Origin of the sequence: Prauserella muralis, from assembly GCF_003202285.1 — a bacterium.
In the GTDB taxonomy this organism is placed as follows: Bacteria; Actinomycetota; Actinomycetes; order Mycobacteriales; family Pseudonocardiaceae; genus Prauserella_B; species Prauserella_B muralis.
The window spans coordinates 335,330-357,862 of the sequence record NZ_MASW01000006.1 but is presented as its reverse complement, the minus strand read 5'-3'; the positions used below and the strand labels follow the sequence as shown (position 1 = coordinate 357,862).

Here is a 22,533-nt window from a genome sequence, read left to right as displayed (position 1 = left end):
TCGAGCGATGCTGCGTTATTCGGCAGCCGGGCTGGCTGCCGTCGGAGGTGGCTCATTTCTCGGAGCGTGTCAGACGACCGATCCGAACACGGGCCAGCCGGAGGGCGGTGGCGGCGGCCTGCAGCAGCGGGCCGATTCGGGACAGCCGATCCGGCTCGCGATCGCCAACGAGCCGCCGTACACCAAGCTCGAGGCCGACGGGACGCTGACGGGTGCCGCGCCCGACATCGCCAAGGCCGTGCTGAAGCGGATGGGCATCGAGAACGTCGAGCCCGCGCAGGCGGGTTACGACTCGATGATCCCCGGCCTGCAGGCCAACAGGTGGGACATCGTGACCGCAGGCCTGTTCATGAACAAGGACCGTTGCGCCCAGGTGCAGTACACGACGCCGGACCTGGTGTCCACCGAGTCCTACGCGGTGCCGCCGGGCAACCCGCAGGGGCTGCGCACAGTGGACGACCTCAAGAACAAGGACCTCACTGTCGCCGTGCTGGCCGGCGGATACGAGGGCAGGACGGCGAAGGCACTCGGTGTGCCCGAGGACAAGCTCCCGACCTACCAGCAGGCTCCCGACGCGCTGCAGGCCATGCAGGACGGTCGTGTCTACGGCATCCTGCTGCCGACCCTGACCCTGGAGTCGCTCAAGGAGCAGCAGGGCGCCAACTTCGAGATCACGCCGCCCATCGAGCAGTTCCCGCTCACCGGCTCCGGGCACGCGTTCCGCAAGAGCGACAAGACCTTCTTCGAGAAGTACAACACGGAGATGAAGGCCTTCAAGGAGACGAAGGAGTTCGAGCAGATCATGAGCAAGTGGGGCTTCGACGCCGAAGCCTCGCGCAAGGCCACGACCGAAGAGCTCTGCAAGACCGAGAGCTGATCTGACGAAACGGGTCGTGGGTGTCGATTCGCGACACTCACGACCCGTTTCGGCATCGGTCACTCAGTAGGCGGCGAGCCTGCCCTCCAGCCTGCGCAGCAGCAGCGCCGTCGGATAGCTGGCCGCGAGGAACACCAGGCCGGCCATGGTGAACGGTTCGAGGTAACGGAAGGTGTCCCCGCCGATGTCTCGCGCGGTGTGCAGCAGCTCCGGCACCGTGATGAACGCCAGGAACGGCGTCTCCTTGAACATCGCGATCGCGTAGTTGCCGAGCGCGGGCAGCACGTTGCGGACCGCCTGCGGCAGCACCACCCGCTGCCACGTGGTTCGCGGCGGCAGTTGCAACGCGACACTGGCCTCCCACTGTCCCTTCGGGACCGCGTCGATGCCCGACCGGTACACGTCGGCCATGTAGCAGGCGTAGTGCACGCCGAGGCCGAGCACGCCGACGAACATCGGCGACAGCGTGAGCCCCATCCCGGGCAGCGCGTAGAACAGGAAGAACAGCTGAATCAGCAGTGGTGTGCTGCGGACGAACTCGATGAAGGCCGTCGTCGCCTGCGCCAGCACCGGGATCCGCACGAACCTGATCATCGCGAAGACCAGGCCGAGCACGGCGGCGACCGCGGTGCCCAGAACGGTGGCCACCAGGGTGTACTTCAGGAAGTGCTCCAGCAGATCCGGCAGGATCTCGACCGCGAAGCTCCAGCTCCAGTTCACGGAGTCACCTCCTGCGGCACGGGCTTACGGGTGCGGAACATGCTGCGCACACCTTCGTGCTGGCCGAGCCGCTTCTTGGCCGCGGCCTCGGCCAGGTTCATCAGGAAGGTCACGGCGTAGGCGATCACGAAGTAGACCACCATCAGCAGCAGGTACATCGCGGTCGAGTTGCCGCCCGCGAACCGGAAGGCCTCGCCCATCTGCATGACGTCGATGATCGTGATCGCGAACAGCAGCGGCGTGCTCTTGAACAGCTGGATGAACAGGTTGTTCATCGCGGGGATCATCAGCGGGATCGCCTGCGGCCAGACGACACGGGTCATCCGTTGCCACGACGACAGATTCAGCGCGGTCGCCGCTTCCCACTGCGGCCTGGGTACCGCGTTGATCGCACCACGCACGACCTCCGCACCGTAGGCGCCGTAGTTCAGGCCGAACGCCAGCACGCCCGCGAAGATGGCGTTCAGCTGGAAACCGACCATGGGCAGTGCGAAGTAGAACCAGAGCAGCTGGATGGGCAGCGAGGTGCCGCGGAAGAACTCGATGACGACCCGCGCGACGCCGCGCACGGGCATCCGGCGCGAGCGGGCCATCAGGCCCAGGATCACGGCAAGCACGACCATGAGGATCGTGGCGAGCACCGTGACCAGCATGGTGTTGCCGAGTCCTCGTAGGAGGTTCGGAATCCAGTCGATCAGGCCAGGGGGTCCGTCCATAGCGCTCATCCCCTCCAGACTCGTGGTGAACGGGGTTGTCCGCGGCGTTGGCTGAACACGCTCGGCTCCCTCTCGTCGACGGTCGGCCGGTCACCACTCGCCGCGACGTGCGGTGATCGGCTTCGGATTCGCACCGACACTAACGGGCTACGATCATCGGCGCTGGGCACCCGTGCCGATGAGAAGGGAATGTTACGTGCGGACCCTCCGCCCCGACGGGCCTCGCGTGCCCTAATCTCTGCCGGGTGCGTCTCGTCATCGCCCGCTGCCAGGTCAACTACGCCGGCAGGCTCACCGCTCACCTTCCGATGGCCACCCGGCTGCTGCTCGTCAAGTCGGACGGGTCCGTGTCCGTCCACTCCGACGACCGCGCCTACAAGCCGCTGAACTGGATGAGCCCGCCGTGCTGGCTGATCGAGGACGGCAACCTCTGGATCGTGGAGAACAAGGCGGGCGAGAAGCTGGTCATCACCATCGACAACGTGGTCGACGAGATCGAGCACGACCTCGGCGCCGAGCCCGGCCTCGTCAAGGACGGCGTGGAGGCCCACCTGCAGGAACTGCTGGCCGAGCACATCACGACGCTCGGCGACGGCTACTCGCTCGTGCGCAGGGAGTACCCCACCGCGATCGGCCCGGTGGACATCCTCGCGCGCGACTCCGAGGGCATCGCGGTGGCCGTCGAGATCAAACGCCGCGGCGAGATCGACGGGGTCGAACAGCTCACCCGGTATCTGGAGTTGTTGAATCGTGATCCGCTGCTGGCGCCGGTGCAGGGCGTCTTCGCGGCGCAGCAGATAAAGCCCCAGGCCAGGACGCTGGCGGAGGACCGCGGCATCCGCTGCGTCACCCTCGACTACGACGCCCTGCGGGGTATCGAGCCGGACGAGTTCCGCCTGTTCTGACCGGTTCGGGCCGCCCGCGGCCCGTCTGCCAGTCACCAACACACCGGGAATCCCGGTGCGCCATTCACGCGAGGGAAATCGTGCGGTAATGTGCGCGCGCAGGTTGAACCCTGGTGTTTGTTGTTGACTGCTGTTGAATCCGGAGGTGGGTCGGTGGACGTCCTAGCCCAGGCGGACCTACGGCTCGATGCGAACGCGATCGACTACGTGTTGCTCGCGTTCTACTTCGCCCTGGTTCTCGGGATCGGGTATCTGGCGCGCAGGCAGGTGTCGAGCAGTCTCGACTTCTTCCTGTCCGGGCGCTCGCTGCCCGCGTGGGTCACCGGACTCGCGTTCATCGCCGCGAACCTCGGCGCCATCGAGGTCATGGGCATGTCGGCCAACGGTGCCCAGTACGGCATGCCGACCGCCCACTACTTCTGGATCGGCGCGGTGCCCGCGATGCTGTTCCTCGGCATCGTGATGATGCCGTTCTACTACGGCTCGAAGGTGCGCAGCGTTCCCGAGTTCATGCTGCGCCGCTTCGGCAAACCCGCCCATCTGGTCAACGGCATCAGCTTCGCGCTGGCCCAGATCCTCATCGCGGGCGCGAACCTCTTCCTGCTCGCCAGCGTGGTCAACCTGCTGCTCGGCTGGCCGATCTGGGTGTCGGTGATCCTCGCCGCGGTGATCGTGCTCTCCTACACCGCGCTCGGCGGCCTCTCGGCCGCGATCTACAACGAGGTGCTGCAGTTCTTCGTCATCGTCGCCGCGCTGCTGCCGCTGACGATCGTCGGCCTCTACAAGGTCGGTGGCTGGGAGGGCCTCGTCGAGCGCGTGTCGGGCGGACCCGGTGGTGCCGAGCAGCTCGACTCCTGGCCAGGCAACCAGCTGACCGGCTTCGGCAGCAACTTCCTGTCCGTGCTCGGTCTGGTCTTCGGTCTCGGCTTCGTGCTGTCGTTCGGGTACTGGACCACGAACTTCGTCGAGGTGCAGCGCGCGATGGCGTCGAAGAGCATGTCGGCGGCGCGGCGCACCCCGATCATCGGCGCCTTCCCGAAGATGCTGATGCCCTTCATCGTCATCATTCCCGGCATGATCGCCGGTGTCACCGTCACCGAGCTGGCCGGCGAGAACAAGGCCGCGCTGCTGCAGGGGGAGCGCGCGCCGAGCGGGGCCACGTTCAACGACGCGCTGCTGCTGCTCATGCGCGACCTGCTGCCCAACGGCATGCTCGGCATCGCCATCGCCGGTCTGCTCGCCTCGTTCATGGCCGGTATGGCGGCGAACCTGAGCTCGTTCAACACCGTGTTCACCTACGACATCTGGCAGGCCTACATCAAGAAGGGCCGCCCGGACGACTACTACCTGCGCACCGGCCGCGTGGTCACCGCGGCGGCCACCATCCTCGCGATCGGCACGGCGTTCATCGCCTCCACCTACGCGAACCTGATGGACTACCTGCAGCAGCTGTTCTCGTTCTTCAACGCGCCGCTGTTCGCGACGTTCATCCTCGGTATGTTCTGGAAGCGGATGACGCCGACCGCGGGCTGGGTCGGCCTGGTCACCGGTACCGGCGCGGCAGTCGCGGTGTTCCTGCTCGCCGAGACCGGCGTCTGGGACCTGCCAGGGCAGGGCGCGTCGTTCGTGGGCGCCGGTGCGGCGTTCGTCGTCGACATCGTGGTGAGCGTCGCCGTCACCTACGCCAGCAGGCCGAAGCCCGCCGCGCAGCTGGTCGGGCTGGTCTACTCGCTCACTCCGAAGGAGACACTGCGGCACTCGACCACCGGCGAGGACGCGGGCTGGTACCGCAACCCGGGCCTGCTCGCCGGGATCGTCCTGGCCATCACCATCGTGCTGAACATCATCTTCTAAGGGAGCGTGAGACACGTGGCTGACGAATCCCGTACGCACCGCGCCGGAGTGTTCGACGTCCGGCTCGTCATCGCCCTGCTCATGGGCGTGTACGGCCTGGTGATCACCATCATGGGCCTCGGCTTCACCACGGACGAGGAGATCGCCCAGTCTGCGGGCGTCAACATCAATCTCTGGGCGGGCGTCGGCATGCTCGTGTTCGCGGCGCTGTTCGTGGTGTGGACAAGGCTGCGGCCCATCCGCGTGCCGGAGGAGCCGCAGGGCGAGGAGTAGAACACCGGATCGTGCCGCGCCCGGCTCGCCGGGCCGATACCGTGCTGTCCGTGATCAGTCGAGTTCCGCGCGGGCCTGCGCTGCTGGTGTGCGCCGTCCTGCTCGGCCTTGCGGCGGGGTGCTCCGGCGAGGACCTCGCCAAGGCCAACTACCAGCGCACGACCGTGTCGGCCGAACCGGGCACCGCCTCGGGTGACGTGCCCACCGGCCCGATCGACGACCCCGCGGTCGGGCTGGCCGCGTTGCGCACCGTCGACCCGTGCGCGGTGCTGAGCCAGGACACCCTCGCTGGTCTCGGCACCCGCACGGGCGAGCCCTACCAGAGCGAGTGGGGCCAGTGCCGGGTCGACGTGCAGGACGCCGGGGGCAAGGTGATCGGACTGGGGCTGGACCTCGGCGAGGCGTTCGTCATCGACGACCGCGCGTCGGGCGCCGTCGAGGGCCTTCCGCTGATCGAGGAGCAGGCCGACGACACGACGTGCCTGCTCACGGCGGTGACGTCGCGCGATCCCGGGCTCGGCATCGGGCTGCAGGTGAACTACGAGGGCGGCGGCAACCCGTGCGGACCCGGCTACACCGCGTTGCAACGGGTGCTGCAGCTGCTGCACGACAACCCGCCGCAGTACGAGCAGCCGCCCGGCTCGCTGCTCGCCGTCGATCCCTGTGGCACCGCGGGGCGGCGGGCGCTCGACGACGTCCTCGGCGCGGGAGCGGCCGGGCAGCCGCAGGGCCTGCACCAGTGCCAGTACTCGGTCGACGGGCGCGGGCCCACCGTCACCGTGCGGTTCCGGTCCGGTTACCCGCCGACGCCGGACGACGGCGCGCCCGCCGACCTCGGTCGGGGAGTCACGGCCATCCAGGAGCAGAGCACGGTCGACGGCCCCGTCTGCGAGGCGGGCTGGCAGCACCTCGCCACCGGCGAGGAGGGTGCGAGCGAGCTGGTGGCCGTCGAGTTCTACGGCAACGAGGGCGACGGCACCAAGCAGCAGGCCTGCGAGCGCGCCGTGACCGTGGCCAGGAGCGTGGTGCCGAACCTGCCGCGGCCGTAGGCCCTGGTTCCGGGTCCGCATTCCAGCGCGCCACTTGGCGAGAACCCCGTCCCGGAAGTTAGGTTGGTCAACGTCAGCACACGGCCGTCGCTGGAGGTACGCGTGAAGAAGATCATCAATGATCCGGCGACGGTGGTCGCCGACTCGCTGCGGGGACTCGCGGCGGCCCATTCGGACCTGTTGCGGGTGGAGTACGACCCGGCGCACGTGGTGCGCGCCGACGCCCCGGTGCGCGGCTCGGTCTCCGTCATCTCGGGCGGCGGATCCGGCCACGAGCCGCTGCACGGCGGCTTCGTCGGCCCCGGCATGCTGCACGCCGCGGTACCGGGCGCGGTGTTCACCTCGCCGACGCCGGACGCGGTGCAGGCCGCCATCTCGGCCACGACGAGCGAGGCGGGCGCGCTGCTCATCGTGAAGAACTACACGGGCGACGTGCTCAACTTCGAGACGGCGGCGGAGCTCGCCTCCGCCGACGGCCTCGACGTGCGCAGCGTGGTCATCGACGACGACGTGGCGGTGGCCGACTCGACGTTCACCGCAGGCAGGCGCGGCGTCGGCGGCACGGTGCTGCTGGAGAAGATCGCCGGTGCGGCGGCCGAGCGCGGCGACCGGCTCGACGACGTGGAGGCCGTGGCCCGCAAGGTCATCGGGCAGGTGCGCTCGATCGGTGTCGCGCTGACCGCGCCCACCGTGCCACACGTCGGCGAGCCGAGCTTCGAGCTGGCCGACGACGAGATCGAGTTCGGCATCGGCATCCACGGCGAGCCGGGGCGGGAGCGGATCAAGGCCGAGCCCGCCGAGGCGCTCGTCGAGCGGATGATCGAGGCCGTTGTGGACGATCTGCCCTTCGCCAGCGGGGACAACGTGCTGCTGTTCACCAACTCGATGGGCGGCACGCCGCTGATCGAGCTGTACCTGGCGCACGGCATCGCGGAGCGGCTGCTGGAGCGCCAGGGCATCACGGTGACCCGCAGGCTCGTCGGGCCGTACATCACGAGCCTGGAGATGCAGGGGATCAGCGTGACGTTGCTGCGGCTCGACGACGAGCTCACCGATCTGTGGGACTCGCCGGTGAACACGCCCGCGCTGCGGTGGGGTGCCTGATGGGCTGCGGTGCCGCCGAGATGGCGGCCCTGCTGCGGGCCGGCGCCGCCACGATCGAGCGCCACCGGGTCGAGCTGATCGACCTGGACCGGCCGATCGGGGACGCCGACCACGGCGAGAACATGAACCGGGGCTTCGCCGCCGTGGTGTCCACGTTGGACACCGCGGTGCCGGAGACACCCGGCGGCGTGCTGAAGATCGCCGCGACCACGCTGATCTCCAAGGTCGGAGGCGCCGCGGGCCCGCTGTACGGCACGGCTTTCCTGCGGGCGGCCACCACGCTCGGTGACGCGGCCGAGCTGGACCCGCCCGCGGTGCTGGCCGCGTTGCGTGCCGCCAGGGACGGGGTGGTCGCCAGGGGCAAGGCGGAGGTCGGCGACGCCACGATGATCGACGCACTGAGCCCCGCCGTCGACGCCGCCGAGATGGCGGAGGCCAACGGCATCGCCGCGATGCTGGCCGCGGCCGCCGATGCCGCGGACAAGGGCGCCGAGTCGACGACCCCGCTGGTGGCGCGCAAAGGCAGGGCCTCCTACCTGGGCGAGCGCAGCGTCGGGCATCTCGACCCCGGCGCCCGGTCGACGGCACTGTTGCTGCGGGCGTTCGCGGAGGCGGTCGGATGAGGGTCGGCCTCGTCGTCGTCTCGCACAGCGCCAAGCTCGCCGAGGGCGTGGCCGAGCTGGCCGCGCAGATGGCACCGGACGTGGGTGTGCACGCGGCGGGCGGGCTGCCCGACGGCGGCATCGGCACCGACTTCGACGCGGTGCTGGCCGCCACGCAGGCGGCCGACACCGGGGCGGGTGTCGTGCTGCTCTACGACCTGGGCAGCGCGCAGATGACCGCGGAGCTGGCCGTGGAGTCGCTGACCGATCCGGGTTCGGCCGTGGTGGTCGACGCGCCGCTGGTCGAGGGCGCCGTGGCCGCGGCGGTCGCCGCGCAGGGCGGCAGCGACCGGGCGGCCGTCGCGCAGGCGGCGGCCTCGGCCGGCGCCGGGGACGGGGCCCGGCAGGAGGAGCCCGCCGCCGAGCAGCGGCAGGCCGACCGGATCGAGCTGACGCTGGCCAACGAGGTGGGCCTGCATGCGCGGCCCGCGGCGCTGCTCGTGCGCAGTATCGCGGGACTGGACGCCGACGTGCGCATCCGGCGCGGCGACGACGAGGCGGACGCGCACAGCGTGCTGGCCCTGATGTCGCTGAGCGCCCGCAAGGGCGACCGGCTCGAGATCACCGCCACCGGGTCGCAGGCCGGCGAGGCGCTGCGCCGGATCGAGGATCTCGCGGAGCGCAACTTCGACGAGTGACAAGGCGAGGAGGAGACGTTCCAGCGGTCCGGGTTCGTTCGAGCGCTCCCGGCCGGCCCTCCGGTGTGGCACCATCAGGGGTCACTACTGGCCGGTAACCAATGGAGGTCGCCGTGGCACGTGAGTTCTCGACCGTGGGAGTCGTCGGTCTCGGCACCATGGGTTCCGGCATCGCGGAGGTACTGGCGCGCAGCGGCGTGTCCGTCGTGGCCGTGGAGCTGGACGAGGTGGCCTCCGCGCGCGGCCGCGCCCACCTGGAGCATTCCACCGACCGGGCGCTGGCCAGGGGCAAGCTCGACGAGCCGGGCCGGCGACAGCTGCTCGAACGCATCCACCACACCACGGCCCTTGCCGACCTCTCTGGCGCCGACCTGGTGATCGAGGCGATCCCGGAAAGCCTTGACCTCAAGGCCGAGGTGTTCGCCCAGCTGGACAAGATCACCGGTCCGGACACCGTCCTGGCGTCCAACACCTCGTCGCTGTCGGTCACCGAGATCGGCGTGCACACCTCCCGCCCCGGCAAGGTCGTCGGGATGCACTTCTTCAACCCGGCGCCCGTGCTCAAGCTCATCGAGGTCGTGCGCACGGTGGTCACCGAGCCGGACGTGGTCGACGACGTCGTGGCTTTCGTGCGGCGGCTCGGCAAGACGCCGGTCGTGATCGGCGACCGCGCCGGGTTCATCGCCAACGCGCTGCTGTTCGGCTACCTCAACCACGCCGTGGAGATGTACGAGCAGCGCTACGCCTCCCGCGAGGACCTCGACGCGGCCATGCGGCTCGGCTGCGGGTACCCGATGGGCCCGCTCGCCCTGCTGGACCTGATCGGGCTCGACACCGCCTACGAGATCCTCGACACGATGTACCACCAGTCGCGCAACCGGCTGCACGCCCCGGCGCCGCTGCTCAAGCAGATGATCACGGCGGGCCTGCTGGGCCGCAAGACCGGGCGCGGCTTCTACACCTACGACGCGCCGGACTCGCCCACGGTGGTGGCGGACGCGGCCACGCCCGCATCGTCCACGATGGACGGCGCGCGCCCGGTGGGCACCGTCGGCGTGATCGGCACCGGCACGATGGCCACCGGCATCGCCGAGGTGTTCGCCAGGAAGGGCTACGCCGTGGTGCTGCGGGCCCGCACGGCCGACAGGGCGAAGGCGGCGCTGGAGCGGGTCCGCGGCTCGCTCGGCAGGTCCGTCGCCAAGGGCCGGATGTCCGAACAGGACGCCGATGCGGCGCTGGACCGGATCACGCCCGCGGTGGAGTTCGCGGGCCTCGCGGAGGCGGACCTGGTGATCGAGGCCGTCGCCGAGGACCTGGCGGTCAAGCAGGAGGTCTTCCGCGCGCTCGACGCGGTGCTTCGGCCGGGTGCGGTGCTGGCCACCACCACGTCGTCGTTGCCGGTAATCGAGTGCGCCGCCGCCACGTCGCGGCAGGCCGACGTCGTCGGGATGCACTTCTTCAACCCGGCGCCGGTGATGAAGCTCGTGGAGGTGGTGAGCACGATCGCGACGGCGCCCGAGGCCGCGGCCACCGTGCACGCCGTCTGCGAGGCGGTCGGCAAGCATCCCGTGCACTGCGGCGACCGCGCCGGGTTCATCGTCAACGCGCTGCTGTTTCCCTACCTCAACGACGCGGTCAAGATGCTGGAGGCGCACTACGCCGTCGCCGACGACATCGACACCGCCATGAAGGTCGGCTGCGGGCTGCCGATGGGGCCCTTCGAGTTGCTCGACGTGGTGGGGCTCGACGTGTCGCTGGCGATCCAGCGGACGCTCTTCAACGAGTTCCGCGAGGCGGGATTCGCCCCCGCACCGCTGCTGGAGCACCTGGTGACCGCCGGCCGGCTCGGCCGCAAGACCGGCAAGGGCTTCCGCGACTACACGTAGCGGACGGGGGAGCGCTCAGCCGCAGCCGCACGCTCCGCCGCAGCAGCCGCCGCCTCCACCCGCGGGGGCAGGGACGCTCGCCGAGCCGGTGAGGGCGACGGTGGTGAGCAGCTTGACGGTGTCGGCGTGGCCCTCGGGACAGGTCGCGGGCGCACCCGAGTCGCTCATCGGCCGGTTGAGCTCGAACGTCTGGGTGCATTCCCGGCAGCGGTATGCGTAGGTCGGCATGAACACGATTATCGCCGTGGCGGCGCGGAGTGGGAAGCTTGCCCGATGGACCTTCCGGTGATCGCGGACGATGTGCCCCACCTGAGCAGGGTTGTGCCGTCGATGCTGCACGCGCTGGGCGCGGAGGGCTTCGCGGCCGACCTCGACCTGCCGCGGGTCTCCCGCGCGTGCGTGCTGCTCGTGGACGGTCTCGGCTGGGAGCTGCTCGGCGAGTACGCCGCCGACGCACCCACGCTGAGCGCGCTGTGGCGCACCCCGCTGAGAGCCGGCTACCCCGCGACCACCGCGGCCGGACTGGCCGCGCTCGGCACCGGCCTCGCCTCGGGCGAGCACGGCATGGCCGGCTACACGTTCGAGGTGCCGGGCACGGGGGTGCTCAACGCGCTGCGCTGGTGCAGCCATCCCGACGGTGCCGACCTCAGCGAGTCGCTGGCCGCCGAGGACGTGCAGCCGCTGCCGACCACGTTCGCCGGTGCGGCCGAGGCCGGGCTGACGACCAGTGTGGTGTCGTCGGCGAAGTTCGCGGGCACCTCGCTCACCCGCGCCGTGCTGCGCGGCGGCACGTTCGTCGGCGTGCACGCGCTGGGCGATCTCGTCTCGGCCACGCACACGGCGCTCGAGCAGCCCGGCAGCTTCTGCTACGCCTATCACTCCGAACTGGACCTGCTCGGTCACCTCTACGGGCCCGGCTCGGCGGCATGGCGCATGCAGCTGCGGCAGGTGGACCGGCTGGTCGAGTCCATTGTCGACGGCCTGCCCGAGGACTCACTGCTCGCGGTGGTCGCCGACCACGGCATGGTCGCCGTCGACGACACGGTGGCCGATGTGGACACCACCCCGGCACTGCGGGAGGGCGTCCGCGCGCTCGGCGGCGAGGTGCGGGCCCGGCACGTCTACACCGAGGACGGCGCGACCGCCGACGTGCTCGCCGCCTGGCACGAGACGCTGGGCCCGCGAGCCTGGGTGGCCGAGCGGGACCACGCCATCGAACTGGGCTGGTTCGGCGAGCGGGTGTCCGACCGGGTGCGGCCGCGCCTCGGCGACGTGGTGGTGGCCGCGCGGGCGCATTCCGGTGTGGTGCGCAGCGAGGCCGAGCCCATGGAGTCGAGGCTCGTCGGCCAGCACGGCTCGTTCACCCCGGCCGAGCAGCTGGTGCCGCTCGCGCTGGCCTACGGCTGAGCCGTGCCGTCGGAGTCCCACCAGGCGCCTGCTTCGCCGGTTGGCCGGTTACCGTGGGGTCATGCCGCGCCGCAACCGCCATCGCCGCGACTCGCCACGGTTCGCCGCGTCGACCGGGTGGGCGCGGGCGGAGTCCGGCGACGACGGCGACTGGCTCGTCCGCACGGTGCCCGGCGCGCAGGCCACCAAGGTGTACCGCTGTCCCGGCTGCGACCACGAGATCCAGCCCGGCGTCCCGCACCTCGTCGCGTGGCCCGCCGACGACACCGGCTCCGTCGCCGACCGCAGGCACTGGCATCGCGCCTGCTGGCAGGCCAGGCTTCACCGGCGCCCGACCCGCCGCCGGTAGTAGACCGCGGGCGCGCCCTGGTAGTCGGCCTCCTTGTCGACGGCGAAGCCCAGCTTCTCCGCCACCCGCCGGGCGGGGGCGTTGCCGACGTTGGTGATGACCACCACCGGCAGGCCGGGCAGCGTCCGCTCGGCCCAGTCGACCACCGTGCCTGCCATCTCGGCCGCGTAGCCCTTGCCCCAGGCCGAGGGCCGAAACCGGTAGAAGAGGTTGAGCACCCGCTCGCCGTCCAGTTCGCGTTCCTGGACCCCGCCGATCCCGATCACCGCACCCGTCGCCTGCTCCACCACCGTGAGGTAGCCGAACCCGTGGTCGGCCCAGTGCCGCAGCCACGCCTCGAACAACTGCCGCACCTCCTCGGGCCCTGCGAGGTAGGAGTCGTGCAGGTGCGTCCGCGGATCGGTCTGGATCTCGAGCACGGCGGGCAGGTCGTCGGCGCGCAGCGGGCGCAGCAGTAGCCGGTCGGTGCGCAGGTCCTCCAGCAGAGCGGTCACGGCCTGAACCTAGCCGCCCGTCAGGGGAGAATGCGGGCATGGCTGAACTTCCGCTGGTACTGCTGCACGCCTACCCCGTCGACGCGCGCATGTGGAACGGCGTGCGCGAGCCGCTCGCCGCGCGGACCCGGCTCATCACGCCGGACCAGCGCGGCCTCGGCCGGAGCCCGCTGCCGGAGACCGGCAGGGAGCCCAGCCTGGACGACGCGGCACGTGACGTGCTGGCGCTGCTGGACAAGCTGGAACTCGACCGGGTCATCCTCGGCGGCTGCTCCATGGGCGGCTACGTGACGCTCGCCGTGCTGCGCGCGGCCCCGGAGCGGGTCGGCGGGCTCGTGTTGATCGACACGAAGGCCACGGCCGACACCGAGGAGGCCAGGGGCAGGCGGCTCGCCGTCGCCGAGCGCGCCGAGTCCGAGGGCATCACCGGCTGGCTCGCCGACACCATGCTGCCCACCCTGTTGTCCGAGGCCACCCGGTCCGGCAAGCCCGAGGTGGTGGAGACGGCACGGCAGCTGATCGAGTCGCAGAGCCCGGAGGGCGTCGCCTGGGCCCAGCGGGCCATGGCCGCCCGCCCGGACTCCCGGGACGCGCTGCGCGGCGCCGACGTGCCCACCCTCGTCCTCGTGGGGGAGCAGGACCCGGTCACGCCGCCCGACGCGGCACGCGAACTGGCCGACACGGCCCCGGACGCCAAGCTCGTGGTGCTTCCCGGCGCGGGGCACCTCACCCCGCTGGAGGACCCACAGGGCGTGACGGCGGCCCTGCTCGACTGGCTCCCGTAGCAAGCTCCCCAATGCGGCATTGGTAGCGCTCAACGCAACCAATGCCGCATTGGTGGCGCTCAACGCCACGAATGTGGCATTGGGGAGCTTGGAAGGTGACGGACGTAACGCCGGTGTGGGGGCGGTAGGGCGCTGAGCTGCGGCGATGCGGCTCCCCGGTCGGTGGCTGGGCGGGTGCTCGCCTGGGGCCAGGGGCGCGCGGGCCGGCTGCGGTTGCCCGGCGGCAGGCGGCAGGCGGGCCAGGGACGGCGGAGGTTTCGGCGAGGGCGACGGCAGTGCACGCAAGGGCGCTGACCTGCGGATTCGCCGGGATCGGCCGTCCGAGGGGGAGCGGCCGGCCGGTGGTGCCGCCCGCGGCGGCGGTCCGGGAGCGCGAGCGTGGGGACACGCCTCGCCCGTGACGCGGGCGTGATCTTCCACAGCCGGTGCGCAGGCCCCGAACGGGCTGCGGCTACGATCCCCCTAGCCAACGTGGGTCCCCCGCCCGTGGCGACAGCAAGCAACACGGGGTTTCGAGTGCAGGAGGCAGGAGTGACGGCCGTAGCCCCCCAGCCGATCGCGACGCGTCCCTACCCGGCGCACGAGACGGCGAAGGGTTCGTACCTGCTGCGGTTGTTCCGCACGACGGACCACAAGCAGATCGGGATCATGTACCTGGTCACGTCGTTCGTCTTCTTCATGGTCGGCGGCGCGATGGCGATGCTGATCCGCACGGAGCTGGCCCGTCCAGGGCAGCAGTTCCTGTCGCAGGAGCAGTACAACCAGCTGTTCACCATGCACGGCACGATCATGCTGCTGCTGTACGCGACGCCGATCCTGTTCGGGTTCGCCAACTTCATCCTGCCGCTGCAGATCGGCTCGCCCGACGTGGCGTTCCCGCGGCTCAACGCGTTCTCGTACTGGCTGTACCTGTTCGGCGGGCTGATCGTGATCTCCGGCTTCCTCACGCCGGGTGGTGCGGCCGACTTCGGCTGGTTCGCCTACACGCCGCTCTCGGACGCGATCCACTCCCCGGGCGCGGGCGCCGACCTGTGGATCTCTGGCCTCGTGGTCTCCGGTCTCGGCACCATTCTCGGCGCGGTCAACATGATCACCACCGTGGTCTGCCTGCGCGCGCCCGGCATGACGATGTACCGGATGCCGATCTTCACCTGGAACATCCTCATCACGAGCGTGCTCGTGCTGCTGGCCTTCCCGATCCTCACCGCGGCGCTGCTGGGTCTCATGGCCGACCGGCACCTCGGCGCCCACGTGTTCGACCCCGCCAACGGCGGCGTGATCCTGTGGCAGCACCTGTTCTGGTTCTTCGGCCACCCCGAGGTCTACATCGTCGCGCTGCCGTTCTTCGGCATCGTGTCGGAGATCTTCCCGGTGTTCAGCCGCAAGCCGATCTTCGGCTACAAGGGACTGGTCTGGGCGACGCTGGCCATCGCCGCGCTGTCGGTGGCCGTGTGGGCGCACCACATGTACGCCACCGGCGCCGTGCTGCTGCCGTTCTTCGCGTTCATGACCTTCCTCATCGCGGTGCCCACCGGCGTGAAGTTCTTCAACTGGATCGGCACGATGTGGAAGGGGCAGCTGAGCTTCGAGACGCCGATGCTGTTCTCCATCGGCTTCATCGTCACCTTCCTCTTCGGCGGTCTCACCGGCATCCTGCTGGCCGCGCCCGCCATCGACTTCCACGTGTCGGACAGTTACTTCGTGGTGGCGCACTTCCACTACGTGCTCTACGGCACCATCGTCTTCGCCACGTTCGCCGGGATCTACTTCTGGTTCCCCAAGATCACCGGCCGGATGATGGACGAGCCGCTGGGCAAGCTGCACTTCTGGACGACCTTCCTCGGCTTCCACGCCACCTTCCTGGTGCAGCACTGGCTCGGCGCGGAGGGCATGCCCCGCCGCTACGCCGACTACCTCATCAGCGACGGCTTCACCACGCTCAACACGGTGTCCACGATCGGTGCCTACGTGCTCGGCGCCTCGACGCTGCCGTTCATCTGGAACGTTTTCAAGAGCTACCGCTACGGCGAGGTCGTGACCGTGGACGACCCGTGGGGCTACGGCAACTCCCTGGAGTGGGCCACCACCTGCCCGCCGCCGCGGCACAACTTCACCGAACTGCCCCGCATCCGGTCGGAGCGGCCCGCGTTCGAGCTGCACTACCCGCACATGATTGAGCGGCTGCGCGGCGAGGGACACATCACCTTCACCGGCAAGGCGCTGGCGCACCCCGACGCGAAGCCCGCCCCGTCCGAGGTACTGACCGAGGCGGCCATCCCCGGCAGGCACGACAAGGACAACGCGAGCGAGCAGTGAGCCGCGGCTCTGCCGCCCGCGCACAGGAGACACAGTGAGCGACACACCGGCGACTCCAGTCCTGATCACCACCACGGGGCCGGACAAGCCCGGTGTGTCCTCTGTGCTCTTCGCCGCACTCACGCGCCACGGCGTGGAGGTCCTCGACGTCGAGCAGGTCGTGATCCGGGGACGGCTGGTCCTCGGGGTGCTCGTCGGTGTCGACAGCGACCCCGAAGCGCTGCAGGAGGCCGTCGAGCAGGCGATGGCGACGGTGTCGATGCACGTGGAGGTGCGCATCGGCTCGGCCATCGGCGCCGAGCCGTTCGCGCCGGCCAAACGTGGCTCGACACACGTGATGGTGCTGCTCGGCCGCCCGGTGACGGCGCGCGCGTTCAGCGAGGTCGCCAGCAGGCTCGCCGCCGTCGGCGCCAACATCGACACGATCCGCAGCATCGCCGACTACCCGGTGACCGGCCTGGAGATCTACGTCTCCGCCGCCGACGACACCGAGGAGGCCGACGGGCAGCTGCGTTCGATGCTGGCCGACGTCGGCTCGCGGGGCGGCCTGGACGTCTCGATCGAGCGGTCGGGCCTGTCGCGCAAGGCCAAGCGGCTCGTGGTGTTCGACGTGGACTCGACCCTCATCCAGGGTGAGGTCATCGAGATGCTCGCCGCTTACGTCGGCGTCGAGCCGCAGGTCCGCGAGATCACCGAGGCCGCCATGCGCGGCGAGCTGAACTTCACCGAGTCGCTCGAACGGCGCGTCGCGCTGCTGGAGGGCCTGCCGGAGTCGGTGCTCGACGAGGTCGCCGACGCCATCGAGCTGACGCCGGGTGCGCGCACCACCATCCGCACCCTGAAGCGGCTCGGCTTCCGGTGCGGCGTCGTGTCGGGCGGGTTCACCCGCATCATCGAGCGGCTGGTCAAGGATCTCGGGCTCGACTTCGCCGCCGCCAACGAGCTGGAGATCGTGGACGGCAGGCTCACCGGCCGGGTGCTCGGCGAGATCGTCGACCGGCCCGGCAAGGCGACCGCGCTGCGCCGCTTCGCCGCCGACTACGGCATTCCGATCGGCCAGTGCGTCGCCGTCGGCGACGGCGCCAACGACATCGACATGCTCTCGGCCGCGGGGATGGGCATCGCGTTCAACGCCAAGCCCGCCCTGCGCGAGGTGGCCGACGCGGCACTGTCCTACCCGTACCTGGATGCGGTGCTGTTCATGCTCGGCGTCACCCGCGCCGAGGTGGAGGCGGCCGACGCCGCCGACGGCCTTCCGCTCGTCCGGCCGTGAGCGCTCCGGTGCTGGCGCCGCTCGCCGCGCGCTACGCCACGTGGCTCGGCCTGCCCGCCGAGCAGACCTCGGTACCGGAGGCCGACCCCGGCCAGGTGCGGGCGATGCCGGTGGTGCTGCGCATGGAGCGCGGCGAGCCGCCGGCGCGCACGGCGTTGCTGGAAGCCGCCGCGACCGCGGCGCTGGCGGTGTGCCTCGACGAACGCGCCCAGGAGGGCGGCGACTGGCACGACGCCGTCTCGGCCTGGGTGGCCGGGCACATCCGCAAGGTCGCGCGCAGGGCGCGGGGTGCCCACTGGCGGGCCGTGCAGGATCTGCCCGGGGTCACGATCGACGTGGCCGGCGCCGAGGCACGGGCGCTGCTGCCCGGCAGGGTCGCCGAGCTGCCCAAGGAGGTGGCGCGGCTGCAGATCTCCGGCAGCGACCTGCCCGCCGACGAACCCGGCCCCGCGCAGGAGGGACTGCCGCTGCTGCTGCTCAACCCCGACGTCACGATGACGGTCGGCAAGGCCGCCGCGCAGGTGGGGCACGGCACGATGCTGCTGGCGGCACTGCTGGACACCGAGGAGCTGGCGGCGTGGCAGCGGCTCGGCTACCGCTGCGCCGTGCGCACCGCGACCCCGCGGCAGTGGGCGGCGCTGTATCCCGCGGATCCGGCGCAGGCCTGGCGGGAACGGCGCGTGGTCGCGGTTCGCGACGCCGGGTTCACCGAGATCGCCCCGGGCACGGTCACCGTCCTCGCCCAGTGGCCTTGTGCCGGGCCCGGCCGCTGAGCGAGCGGCTCAGGACGGGGAGCTGCCCGCCTTCCAGACGACGTAGGCCTCGTCGGCGTCGGTGGTCATCGCCTCGACGAACTTCTCGTGGTCGAAGCCGGGCAGGGTCTGCAGCCGCTCGATCAGCGCGTTGGCGGCCGGGTCGCCGCTGGGCACCGCCGTGCCGGTTCCGTCGGCCGCGGCGAGCATCAGGAACACGTCCTCCCGGAACGGGCCCTCGGGGATCACTCTCACCACCACGGCGGACAGTTCCGCCCAGGTGACCGATTCCTCGGTGCCGTCGGCCAGTTGCCGACGGACACCGACGTCGTCGACGCTGACCGAACGAGATCGCGCGCTCGATGAGTCGGGGGACAAACGACCTCTCCCTTGGTGTCGGGTTCCGTTCACCGTAGCCCCTTGCCGCGCACCGGCCTCAGGCCGGGGCGGCGGCGTCGAGTCTGCGCAAGGCCTCTCGCGCTACGGTGCGGTCGAAGGTGGGCCACAGGGGCGGCAGCGATGCCCGCAGGAAGCCGCCGTAGCGTGCGGTGGCCAGCCGGGAGTCCAGCACCGCCACCACACCGCGATCGCTGACCGACCGGTGCAGCCGCCCCGCGCCCTGCGCCAGCAACAGCGCGGCGTGCGTGGCCGCGACGGTGAGAAAACCGTTGCCGCCACGGGCTTCCACCGCCCGCTGCCGGGCCGACGACACCGGATCGTCCGGCCGCGGGAACGGCAACCGGTCGACCACCACGAGCTGCAGCGACGGCCCCGGCACGTCCACCCCCTGCCACAGGGACAACGTGCCGAACAGGCACGTGCGCGTGTCGTCGGCGAACTTGCCCACCAGCAGGGAGGTGGAGTCCTCGCCCTGGCACAGGATCGGGTGGGACACGCGCTCCCGCAGCTCCTCGGTGGCCTGCTTGGCCGCGCGCATGGACGAGAACAACCCGAGTGTGCGACCCCCGGCCGCGTCGATGAGCTCCGCCAGCTCGTCCAGCATGGCCTCGCCGAGCCCGTCCCTGCCGGGCGGGGGCAGGTGCTTGGCGACGTAGAGGATGCCGTGACGGGCGTAGTCGAACGGCGAGCCGACGTCGAGCCCGCTCCACCGTGGCCCTTCGTCGGAATCCGACGGCGGCGGCTTCTCGGTGGCCGTGCCCTCCGCCTTGACCGTCGGCTTCGGAGCAGGCGGCAGACCCCACTGCCTGGCCAGCGTGTCGAAGGTGCCGCCGAGCGCCAGCGTCGCCGACGTGAGCACCGTGGTGCTGCGGGCGAACACGCGCTCCCGCAGCAGGCCGCCGACACCCAGCGGGGCGACGTGCAGGGCGGGCGGCCTCGGGTTCGCCGAGTACTTGTCGCCGGAGAGCCACACCACGTCCGGCCGGTTCGCCTGGTCGGAGTCGAAGGCGTCGAGCAGCCGCACCGCCGTGTCGTGCACCTCCTCCAGCGCCGAGCGCGCGAGCTTGCGGGCCGTGGCCTCCTCGACGTCCTCCTTGCGTTCGGAGCCGAGCGCGGTCAGGCACGCGTGTGCGGCGTCGCGGACCACGGTGACCGACCCGGCCAGCGGCTGCGGCAGCGCGTCGATGCGGCCGGGGGCCATGTCGTCGAGCACCAGCGCGAGCCCGTCGCCCGCCTCCAGCAGCCGGTCGGCGATGCCGGCGTCGATGAGCTTGCCGCTGCGCCGCGTCGCCGCCGAGATCATCGCCGGGGTCAGCTCGGCCGTCGCCGCCGACGTCACCCGGTCGACCAGCTCGTGCGCCTCGTCGATCACCACCACGTCGTGCTCGGGCAGCACCTGGTACTCCTGCAGCGCGTCGATGGCGAGCAGCGCGTGGTTGGTGACCACGACATCGGCCCTGCCCGCCTCGCCACGGGCCTGCTCGGCGAAGCAGTCCGTCCCGATCGGGCAGCGCGCGACACCCAGGCATTCCCTGGCCGTCACCGAGACCTGCCGCCACGCCTGCTCGGACACCCCGGGCACGAGCTCGTCGCGGTCGCCGGTCTCGGTGTCGGAGGCCCACTCGTGCAGCCGCTTGACCTCCCTGCCGATGCGGGAGACGGCGAAGGCGTCGAACAACCCGGTGTTCTCGGGTTCCTCCGGCGCGCCGGTGTCGAGGCGGTGCAGGCACAGGTAGTTGCGCCTGCCCTTGAGGATCGCGAAGGTGGGCTCCCGGCCCAGCGGCTTCTTCAGCGCCTTGGCCAGCCGGGGCAGGTCGCGGTCGACGAGCTGACGCTGCAGCGCGATCGTGGCCGTCGACACGACGACGGTGGCCTCGCGCTCCACCGCATGGCGGATGGCGGGCACCAGGTAGGCCAGCGACTTGCCGGTGCCGGTGCCCGCCTGCACGGCCAGGTGCTCGCCCGTGCGGATGGCCTTGCCGACGGCCTCCGCCATGCGCACCTGGCCCTCGCGCTCGGTGCCGCCCACGGCCTCGACGGCATGCGTGAGCAGCTCGCGGACGCCGGGCAGGGCAGAAGAGTCGGCGGAGTCGGCCACGGACCGAGACGTTACCCGCCCCCACCGTCAGGATCGGCCGCGGTCGGCCCCATCCGGTCGTCTGGTGATCACGAAAGCTCCATCCATGCCTCACCGGCCGGTCAGGAACCGGACATAACGTCAGCCCGATGAGACGCATCCGGTCCCGGTCGCTGGCCTGCCTGCTGGCGGCGACCGCCCTCACCGCCACCGGCCCCGCCCTGCCCCAGCTCGCCGCCGCCGACCCGGGCGACGTCGTCGTCGCCGAGTCGTTCGACGGCACGACGCTGCCGGAGGGCTTCTCGCCCGTCGCGGGCCAGTGGGAGGTCAGCGGCGGCAGGCTCGTGAACACGCAGCCCGGCAGTCTTTCCCGCATCACGTTCGGCACCCACCTGCGGGACTTTCGCGCCGAGGCAACGGTTAGGTTCGAGACCGTGAACAACGCGAGCCGGTGGGCGGGCATCATGCTCGACATCGACCCGTCCGGCGCCGTGCCGTGGAGCCAGGCCATCATGCGGTCGCAGTCCAGTGCGAGCAACGGCATCGAGTTCGCCACCCGCACCCGGGCCAACACCTGGAACGTCACCGACACCGCCTCCGCCCCGTACGACGCGGGCACGGGCCGCGACGTGCGGATGAGCGTCGAGGTGCACGGCACGAAGGCCACGTGGAGCTTCGACGGGCAGACCGTGCTGGCCACCACGCAGCTGCCTCGCAGCGCCGACGGCGTGCTCGGCTTCATCGCCGACGGCGCCAGGATCAGCGTCGACGACGTGCGGGTCACCGAGCTGGAGCCCCTGCCGGTGACCCAGCCGGACGGCGCGCTGCCGCTCACCGTGGCCCACCGCGGCTACTCGTCGGCCGCACCCGAGAACACGCTAGCGGCCGTCGAGGCGGGCATCCGCGCCCGCTCCGAGTACGTCGAGATCGACGCGCACACCACCGCCGACGGCGTTGCCGTGGTCATGCACGACTCCACCGTCGACCGCACCACCGACGGCACCGGGGCGGTGTCCTCGCTCACCGCCGACTACGTCACCGGGCTCGATGCGGGCTCGTGGTTCTCGCCCGCCTTCGCCGGCCAGCGCGTGCCGACGCTGGGCCAGGTGCTCGACCTCGTCAAGGACAGCGGCTCGACGCTGCTGCTGGAGGTCAAGGGCCCCGAGACGCGGGCCGAGACCCAGGGCATCGTCGAGGAGGTGCTGACGCGCGGCATGACCGAGCAGGTGCTGCTGCAGAGCTTCGACGAGCAGGTGCTGCGCGACGCCCGCGACCTGGCGCCGCGGCTTCCGCTCGGCCTGCTGCGCTCGTCGCTGGACGCCGACCCGCTCGCCACCGCCCGAGACTTCGGCGTCGTGGCCTACAACCCGTCGGTCACCGCGCTGCTGACCCGGCCCGGCACGGTGGGCACGCTCAACGACGCCGGCATCGCCGTGATGCCCTACACCATCGACGACGCCGCCCGCTGGGAGCAGCTGAGCGAGCTGGGCGTCGACGCGGTCATCACCAACCGCGCCGGTGAGCACTACGGCTGGCGGCAGCGCGCCGAGCAGGATCCGGCGGCGGCGCCGACCGTGGCCATCACCGCCCCCGCCGACGGCGCGACCGTGCGCCGCCACACCCCGGTGACCGTGGCCGTGCAGGCCGCCGAGGCCGACACGGTGACGCTGACCCTCGACGGCGCGCCCATCGAGGCGGGCACGCCGATCGACCCGCGCACGCTGGCGGCGGGCAGGCACACGCTCACGGCCGTGGCCGAGGGCCCCGGTGGGGTCGCCGAGGCCGGCTCGGCCTTCGACGTGGTCGTGGACCCGACCGGGGTGCGCGTGCTGGTGGCCGAGGCCGCGGTTCCGGCCCAGCACACCGCCACGATCCTGCGGCATCTCGACGCGGGCCGCTGGACGCTCGTCGCGCACGCCGTCCGCGCGGCGCCGTTCACGCCCGAGCAGGAGCGCCTGCTGCTCGGCGACATCCGCATCCTCGCCGGAGCCTGAGCC

The 22,533-nt window shown here is 71.2% G+C and carries 22 protein-coding genes; 16 read left to right on the top strand and 6 right to left on the bottom strand.

Features of this window, described 5'->3' with window-relative positions; all coding sequences use genetic code 11:
• Nucleotides 1-7: 7 nt before the first annotated feature.
• Complete coding sequence (gene ehuB / locus BAY60_RS27100) at nt 8-877, top strand: ectoine/hydroxyectoine ABC transporter substrate-binding protein EhuB (RefSeq protein ID WP_112284142.1); 870 nt, start codon at nt 8-10, stop codon at nt 875-877.
• A 63-nt stretch (nt 878-940) separates the two neighbouring features.
• On the opposite strand, the gene ehuD is transcribed toward ehuB, so the two are convergent.
• Both ehuD and BAY60_RS27090 read right to left on the bottom strand, forming a co-directional pair.
• Nucleotides 941-1,597 (bottom strand): ectoine/hydroxyectoine ABC transporter permease subunit EhuD, encoded by a 657-nt coding sequence (ehuD, locus tag BAY60_RS27095; RefSeq protein WP_112284140.1) that lies wholly within the window; start codon nt 1,595-1,597, stop codon nt 941-943.
• Nucleotides 1,594-2,322: an amino acid ABC transporter permease gene (locus BAY60_RS27090; protein ID WP_245992831.1), complete on the bottom strand. Its 729-nt coding sequence runs from the start codon at nt 2,320-2,322 to the stop codon at nt 1,594-1,596. The genes ehuD and BAY60_RS27090 overlap by 4 nt, the downstream gene beginning before the upstream one ends.
• Nucleotides 2,323-2,558: 236 nt before the next feature.
• Here BAY60_RS27090 and nucS point away from each other — a divergent pair, with 236 nt between their 5' ends.
• The 8 genes from nucS (at nt 2,559) to BAY60_RS27050 (ending at nt 10,684) form a co-directional block, all read left to right on the top strand.
• Nucleotides 2,559-3,218 (top strand): endonuclease NucS, encoded by a 660-nt coding sequence (gene nucS / locus BAY60_RS27085; RefSeq protein WP_112284137.1) that lies wholly within the window; start codon nt 2,559-2,561, stop codon nt 3,216-3,218.
• Between the two features lie 153 nt (nt 3,219-3,371).
• On the top strand, nt 3,372-5,072 hold the full coding sequence (locus tag BAY60_RS27080) for a sodium:solute symporter family protein (RefSeq protein ID WP_112284135.1): 1,701 nt from the start codon (nt 3,372-3,374) through the stop codon (nt 5,070-5,072).
• A 15-nt stretch (nt 5,073-5,087) separates the two neighbouring features.
• On the top strand, nt 5,088-5,345 hold the full coding sequence (locus BAY60_RS27075) for a hypothetical protein (protein ID WP_112284134.1): 258 nt from the start codon (nt 5,088-5,090) through the stop codon (nt 5,343-5,345).
• Nucleotides 5,346-5,395: 50 nt separating this feature from the next.
• Complete coding sequence (locus BAY60_RS27070; protein ID WP_146771086.1) at nt 5,396-6,394, top strand: DUF3558 domain-containing protein; 999 nt, start codon at nt 5,396-5,398, stop codon at nt 6,392-6,394.
• Between the two features lie 102 nt (nt 6,395-6,496).
• Complete coding sequence (gene dhaK / locus BAY60_RS27065; RefSeq protein ID WP_112284643.1) at nt 6,497-7,498, top strand: dihydroxyacetone kinase subunit DhaK; 1,002 nt, start codon at nt 6,497-6,499, stop codon at nt 7,496-7,498.
• Nucleotides 7,498-8,121 (top strand): dihydroxyacetone kinase subunit DhaL, encoded by a 624-nt coding sequence (gene dhaL / locus BAY60_RS27060; protein ID WP_112284644.1) that lies wholly within the window; start codon nt 7,498-7,500, stop codon nt 8,119-8,121. Before dhaK ends, dhaL begins: the two co-directional genes overlap by 1 nt.
• Nucleotides 8,118-8,798, top strand: coding sequence for a dihydroxyacetone kinase phosphoryl donor subunit DhaM (gene dhaM, locus BAY60_RS27055; RefSeq protein ID WP_112284131.1), 681 nt, complete (start codon nt 8,118-8,120; stop codon nt 8,796-8,798). Before dhaL ends, dhaM begins: the two co-directional genes overlap by 4 nt.
• Nucleotides 8,799-8,911: 113 nt before the next feature.
• Nucleotides 8,912-10,684 carry a 3-hydroxyacyl-CoA dehydrogenase family protein gene (locus BAY60_RS27050; protein WP_112284642.1) on the top strand — a complete coding sequence of 591 codons (1,773 nt, stop codon included), beginning with the start codon at nt 8,912-8,914 and terminating at the stop codon, nt 10,682-10,684.
• A 15-nt stretch (nt 10,685-10,699) separates the two neighbouring features.
• Here the strand turns inward: BAY60_RS27050 and BAY60_RS27045 are convergent, their stop codons facing one another.
• Complete coding sequence (locus tag BAY60_RS27045; RefSeq protein ID WP_112284641.1) at nt 10,700-10,912, bottom strand: FmdB family zinc ribbon protein; 213 nt, start codon at nt 10,910-10,912, stop codon at nt 10,700-10,702.
• Nucleotides 10,913-10,957: 45 nt separating this feature from the next.
• On the opposite strand from BAY60_RS27045, the gene BAY60_RS27040 reads away from it, so the two are divergent.
• Both BAY60_RS27040 and BAY60_RS27035 read left to right on the top strand, forming a co-directional pair.
• Complete coding sequence (locus tag BAY60_RS27040) at nt 10,958-12,091, top strand: alkaline phosphatase family protein (RefSeq protein WP_112284129.1); 1,134 nt, start codon at nt 10,958-10,960, stop codon at nt 12,089-12,091.
• 61 nt (nt 12,092-12,152) lie between these two features.
• On the top strand, nt 12,153-12,440 hold the full coding sequence (locus BAY60_RS27035) for a hypothetical protein (RefSeq protein ID WP_112284127.1): 288 nt from the start codon (nt 12,153-12,155) through the stop codon (nt 12,438-12,440).
• On the opposite strand, the gene BAY60_RS27030 is transcribed toward BAY60_RS27035, so the two are convergent.
• Nucleotides 12,413-12,934 (bottom strand): GNAT family N-acetyltransferase, encoded by a 522-nt coding sequence (locus BAY60_RS27030; protein ID WP_245992830.1) that lies wholly within the window; start codon nt 12,932-12,934, stop codon nt 12,413-12,415. The genes BAY60_RS27035 and BAY60_RS27030 overlap by 28 nt on opposite strands.
• 38 nt (nt 12,935-12,972) lie before the next feature.
• Between BAY60_RS27030 and BAY60_RS27025 the strand changes: the two genes are divergently transcribed.
• From BAY60_RS27025 to BAY60_RS27010, 4 genes are all read left to right on the top strand, one after another.
• Nucleotides 12,973-13,719, top strand: coding sequence for an alpha/beta fold hydrolase (locus BAY60_RS27025; protein WP_112284126.1), 747 nt, complete (start codon nt 12,973-12,975; stop codon nt 13,717-13,719).
• A gap of 531 nt (nt 13,720-14,250) precedes the next feature.
• Complete coding sequence (gene ctaD, locus BAY60_RS27020; RefSeq protein ID WP_112284124.1) at nt 14,251-16,035, top strand: aa3-type cytochrome oxidase subunit I; 1,785 nt, start codon at nt 14,251-14,253, stop codon at nt 16,033-16,035.
• 34 nt (nt 16,036-16,069) lie between these two features.
• On the top strand, nt 16,070-17,308 hold the full coding sequence (serB, locus tag BAY60_RS27015) for a phosphoserine phosphatase SerB (RefSeq protein ID WP_112284122.1): 1,239 nt from the start codon (nt 16,070-16,072) through the stop codon (nt 17,306-17,308).
• Entirely contained in the window at nt 17,305-18,081 is a 777-nt protein-coding gene (locus tag BAY60_RS27010; RefSeq protein ID WP_170160569.1) for a peptidyl-tRNA hydrolase, read from the top strand. Before serB ends, BAY60_RS27010 begins: the two co-directional genes overlap by 4 nt.
• Nucleotides 18,082-18,090: 9 nt before the next feature.
• Here BAY60_RS27010 and BAY60_RS27005 read toward each other — a convergent pair whose 3' ends face one another.
• Both BAY60_RS27005 and BAY60_RS27000 read right to left on the bottom strand, forming a co-directional pair.
• Entirely contained in the window at nt 18,091-18,438 is a 348-nt protein-coding gene (locus BAY60_RS27005; protein WP_112284119.1) for a hypothetical protein, read from the bottom strand.
• A gap of 58 nt (nt 18,439-18,496) precedes the next feature.
• On the bottom strand, nt 18,497-20,557 hold the full coding sequence (locus BAY60_RS27000) for an ATP-dependent DNA helicase (RefSeq protein ID WP_245992829.1): 2,061 nt from the start codon (nt 20,555-20,557) through the stop codon (nt 18,497-18,499).
• Between the two features lie 128 nt (nt 20,558-20,685).
• On the opposite strand from BAY60_RS27000, the gene BAY60_RS26995 reads away from it, so the two are divergent.
• Nucleotides 20,686-22,530 carry a glycerophosphodiester phosphodiesterase family protein gene (locus BAY60_RS26995; protein WP_112284117.1) on the top strand — a complete coding sequence of 615 codons (1,845 nt, stop codon included), beginning with the start codon at nt 20,686-20,688 and terminating at the stop codon, nt 22,528-22,530.
• Nucleotides 22,531-22,533: the final 3 nt, after the last annotated feature.

Bases quoted from the DNA above. Each gene is read 5' to 3' on its own strand.
- ehuB (WP_112284142.1), top strand. From the start codon at position 8: ATGCTGCGTTATTCGGCAGCCGGGCTGGCTGCCGTCGGAGGTGGCTCA.
- BAY60_RS27090 (WP_245992831.1), bottom strand. From the start codon at position 2,322: ATGAGCGCTATGGACGGACCCCCTGGCCTGATCGACTGGATTCCGAAC.
- dhaL (WP_112284644.1), top strand. From the start codon at position 7,498: ATGGGCTGCGGTGCCGCCGAGATGGCGGCCCTGCTGCGGGCCGGCGCC.
- dhaM (WP_112284131.1), top strand. From the start codon at position 8,118: ATGAGGGTCGGCCTCGTCGTCGTCTCGCACAGCGCCAAGCTCGCCGAG.
- BAY60_RS27045 (WP_112284641.1), bottom strand. From the start codon at position 10,912: ATGCCGACCTACGCATACCGCTGCCGGGAATGCACCCAGACGTTCGAG.
- BAY60_RS27040 (WP_112284129.1), top strand. From the start codon at position 10,958: ATGGACCTTCCGGTGATCGCGGACGATGTGCCCCACCTGAGCAGGGTT.
- BAY60_RS27035 (WP_112284127.1), top strand. From the start codon at position 12,153: ATGCCGCGCCGCAACCGCCATCGCCGCGACTCGCCACGGTTCGCCGCG.
- BAY60_RS27025 (WP_112284126.1), top strand. From the start codon at position 12,973: ATGGCTGAACTTCCGCTGGTACTGCTGCACGCCTACCCCGTCGACGCG.
- BAY60_RS26995 (WP_112284117.1), top strand. From the start codon at position 20,686: ATGAGACGCATCCGGTCCCGGTCGCTGGCCTGCCTGCTGGCGGCGACC.